At 73.1% G+C, this 3,863-nt stretch carries 3 protein-coding genes and 2 pseudogenes; 2 read left to right on the forward strand and 3 right to left on the reverse strand.

From position 1 onward, the window contains the following. The 3 genes and pseudogenes from SSOG_RS19300 to SSOG_RS19310 all read right to left on the reverse strand — a co-directional run. Positions 1-726 (reverse strand): annotated as a pseudogene (locus tag SSOG_RS19300) (NADH-quinone oxidoreductase subunit C); the annotation flags it as partial. Between the two features lie 77 nt (positions 727-803). Beyond that, positions 804-1,412, reverse strand: a complete 609-nt coding sequence (locus SSOG_RS19305) for an NADH-quinone oxidoreductase subunit B (protein WP_039938087.1) — start codon at positions 1,410-1,412, stop codon at positions 804-806. Then, complete coding sequence (locus SSOG_RS19310) at positions 1,403-1,819, reverse strand: NADH-quinone oxidoreductase subunit A (RefSeq protein WP_009715927.1); 417 nt, start codon at positions 1,817-1,819, stop codon at positions 1,403-1,405. Before SSOG_RS19310 ends, SSOG_RS19305 begins: the two co-directional genes overlap by 10 nt. Before the next feature lie 226 nt (positions 1,820-2,045). On the opposite strand from SSOG_RS19310, the pseudogene SSOG_RS48605 reads away from it, so the two are divergent. Then, positions 2,046-3,271 (forward strand): annotated as a pseudogene (locus SSOG_RS48605) (sensor histidine kinase). A gap of 114 nt (positions 3,272-3,385) precedes the next feature. Next, positions 3,386-3,863: sensor domain-containing protein (locus tag SSOG_RS19320; protein WP_009715929.1), on the forward strand; the 478-nt coding region annotated here is incomplete at its 3' end.

Consider the following 3,863-nt stretch of genomic DNA (forward strand, 5'->3'; position numbering starts at 1 on the left):
CCTCGCTCACGCTGCGCGTACGGCGCGCGAGGGCGCTCCGCCGGGGCGGCGTCGGACTGGGTCGCCGAGCCCGCCGCCGCGGTGCGGGTGCGGCGGGCCGGGCGGTCGCCCGCCCGCGCGGGCGCCGCGGGCCGGGCGGGCCGGGGCGGGCGGGAGCTGGCCCTTGAGCGGGCCCCATTCGTTGGGGTCGGGCACGCCCGGCGGAAGCATCTGGCGCCGCTTGGGGCCGCCGTGGTCGGACTCCCCCGGCTCCTTCGCGCCCGGCCATGCCTTGGCGACCCGGGCCGCCAGCACGAAGTCCTTGCGCAGCGGGTGGCCCTCGAAGTTGTCGGGCAGCAGCAGCGGCGCGAGGCCGGGGTGGCCGCTGAAGGCGATGCCGAACATCTCGTGGGTCTCGCGCTCGTGCCAGGCCGCGCCCGCGTAGACGCCCACGGCGGTGGGCAGCGTGGCGGCGGCGTGCGGCACGGTGGTGCGGACCAGCAGCCGTCGTATGGCGGCGCCCGGGGTGACGGCGACGACGTGCACGGCCACCCGGAAGCCCTCGCCGGGCTCGTCCACCGCGCTCAGCCAGTCGAAGTAGGTGCAGCCGAGGGTGTCGCGGGCGGTCTCCAGCGCCGTGATCCACGCGTCGGCGGGCACGTCGACGGTGAGCAGGGCGTACGCCTCCTCGGCCGTGGCGCCCGCGCCGAACAGTTCGGTGGCGGGGCGGGGCAGCCAGCCCACCACAGCCTCGTCCGCCTCAGCAGAAGCCTCGGTCGGCTCAGCAGAACCCTCGGTCGGCTCAGGAGACTCGTTCGGCTCGGTCATCGCGTGTCCTCCCCGGCGGCCGGGGGCTCGACCAGGCCGCTGCGCAGCGCGGCCGTGGACGGGCGGCCGCCCTTCGACGCGTACCGCTCCCCCAGCGACTCGCGGGCGATCTTCTCCTGGAGCTTGAGGATCCCCTGGAGCAGCGCCTCGGGCCGGGGCGGGCAGCCGGGGACGTACACATCGACCGGGATGATCTGGTCGACGCCCTTGGTCACGGCGTACGAGTCCCAGTAGGGGCCGCCGCAGTTCGAGCAGGCGCCGAAGGAGATCACGTACTTCGGCTCCGGCATCTGCTCGTAGAGCCGCTTGACCGCGGGCGCCATCTTGTCGGTGACGGTGCCGGAGACGACCATGAGGTCGGCCTGGCGCGGTCCCGGCGCGAAGGGGATCACGCCGAGCCGGATGAAGTCGTGGCGGGCCATCGAGGCGGCGATGAACTCGATGGCGCAGCAGGCCAGCCCGAAGTTGAAGACCCACAGGCTGTAGCGGCGGCCCCAGTTCAGGACCACCTTCATCGGCTCAGGGGCCAGCCGTGCGAGCGGGCCGAGGCGGCGCGGCTCCGGGAGATCCACGGGAGCCTGCGCGGGGGTCGGTGTCACGTCCATTCCAGGACGCCCTTCTTCCATGCGTACAGCAGACCTACGGCGAGGAACCCGAGGAAGATGAACATCTCCACCAGGGTGGCGGCGCCGAAACCGGGCGCGGCGAAGACCGTCGCCCATGGGAACAGGAAGATCGAATCCACCGCGAAAATCACGTACAAGAAAGCGTAGACGTAGTAGCGGACCTGGGTGTGTGCCCAGCTCTCGCCCACGGGGTCCACACCGCATTCGTACGTCAGCAGCTTCTCAGGCGTCGGCACCACCGGCCGCAGCAGCCGTCCTGCCCCGAAGGCCACGGCAACGAAGAGCACCCCGACCGCCGCGACCAGACCCACCACCGTATAGGCGTGGAAGTAGTCGGCCGCGAGCGGGACGCTACTGGCCGCGCGTACGGTCGTCGCCTCCGGCACGTCCGCCCCTCGCTCCCTGTCCTGCCTGCTGCTCGTCGACCTCGTGTGTTCGACGATCCGTACGCACGGGAGTCTAGGCCCTACCGGCGGTATGGCGATCCGCCCGTCCGGCATGCGGAGCCCCGAGCCCATGGGGGACTACGGAGAACTACGGGGGCTAGCCCTACTCGGGCCCGGCGATGTACCCCATGGCGCGGCCCGCCGGGGCGCGGCAGTCTTTGGTGCCATGACCTCCAGTTCCCCCGACGAGCGCGGTGAGCGACTGCCCCGCCCGCCCGCCTTCGCCTATCCCGCGCAGACGTGGAAGGAGATCGCGCATCTCCTGGTCAATCTGCCGATGGGCATCTTCGGCTTCGTCTACGCCCTGATGTGGCTGACCGTGGGCGTGGGCATGGCGGTCACGATCGGGGGGCTGCCGGTGCTGGCCGTGGGCCTGCTGGGCAGCCGCTGGCTCGCCCGGCTCGAGCGGCGGCGGGCCCGGTCGCTGCTGGCGCTCCACGTGGACGAGCCCAGCCGCATGCCGGGCGGGCTCGACGGCGGCTTCTTCAGCTGGCGTACATCGACCAGCCGGGCATCGAGCTGTTCGGGGACGACGACCGCGGGCGCCACTTCTACCTGGACGCCCCGTTCGAGGTCGCCGCGTCCTGTGTGCTCGGGGTGCTGGTCCTCCTGGCGACCCCATGGGTGATGCGCGCGCTGACGTCCGTCGACCGGCTGCTGGTGAAGGGGCTGCTGGGCCCGTCGCGGCTGGCGACCCGGGTGTGGGAGCTGGAGTCGGACCGGGGCACGGTCGTCGACACCGCCGCCGCCGACCTGCGCCGCATCGAACGCGACCTCCACGACGGAGCACAAGCCCGCCTCGTCGCCCTCGCCATGGACCTCGGCCTCGCCAAGGAAAAACTCGACGAAGACCCCCAAGCAGCCGCCCGCATGGTCGACGAAGCCCACGGCGAAGTAAAACTCGCCCTCCAAGAACTCCGCGACCTCGCCCGCGGCATCCACCCCGCCATCCTCACCGACCGCGGACTCGGCCCCGCCCTCTCCGCCCTCGCCGCCCGCTGCACCGTCCCCGTCACCGTCACCGCCGACCTACCCGACCGCCCCGCACCCGCCATCGAAGGCATCGCCTACTTCACCGTCTCCGAACTCCTCCAGAACATCAGCAAACACAGCAACGCCCGGACCGCCTCGGTGGAGCTGGCCCGGTCGGGCAGCAGGCTGCTGATCCGGGTGCGGGACGACGGGCGCGGCGGCGCGTCCCCGGACGGGGGCAGCGGCCTCGCGGGGCTGGCGGAACGGCTCGGCTCGGTCGACGGCCGGTTCGTGGTGGACTCCCCGCCCGGCGGCCCGACCTCGGTGGAGGCGGAGCTGCCGTGGCGCGACCGCGACGGTACGAGCCGTACGGGCGGCGTCCCGCGCCGCGCGGCGGCGGCGCCGAAGGGGTGGGGTTAGCCCCCGGGCGAAGACGCCGACCCGCTTCATGGCCCGGGCCACCGGCCCCGGCGACTCTGGTAGACGACGGCAGCGGACAAGCCGGGCACCGGCTTCAGGAGGACGGACGACGAGATGGCCACCGCATACGGACCGTACGGACCCGGGAGCGCGCCACGACACCGCCTGGTGCCGCCGACGCTGCGCGCGCCGTTCGAGGCCCGCGTCTGGCGCGAGTTCCTCTATCTGCTGCTCAGCCTGCCGATGGCGGTCCTGGCCTTCGCGTACGCGGTCGTCATGCTCTCCCTCGGCGCGGGGCTGCTGATCACCTTCCTCGGCGTTCCGGTGCTCGGCGCCGCCCTGGCGGGTTGCCGGGGCATCGGGGTCGTGGAGCGGGCCCGCGCCCGGGCGCTGCTGCGGGTGGAGGTGGCCGAGCCGGAGCCGGTCCGCGTGGCGGGGGGCAAGCGGGGGCCGGTGTCCTGGGTGGGCGCGCTGCTGAAGAGCGGCACCTCGTGGCGGCATGTCCTGTACGCGCTGCTGCACCTGCCGTGGGCGATCTTCGCCTTCACCGTCGCGATGGTGTTCGCCTGCTACGGCTGGGGTTTCGCGACGT

The organism is Streptomyces himastatinicus ATCC 53653 (assembly GCF_000158915.1).
In the GTDB taxonomy this organism is placed as follows: domain Bacteria; phylum Actinomycetota; class Actinomycetes; order Streptomycetales; family Streptomycetaceae; genus Streptomyces; species Streptomyces himastatinicus.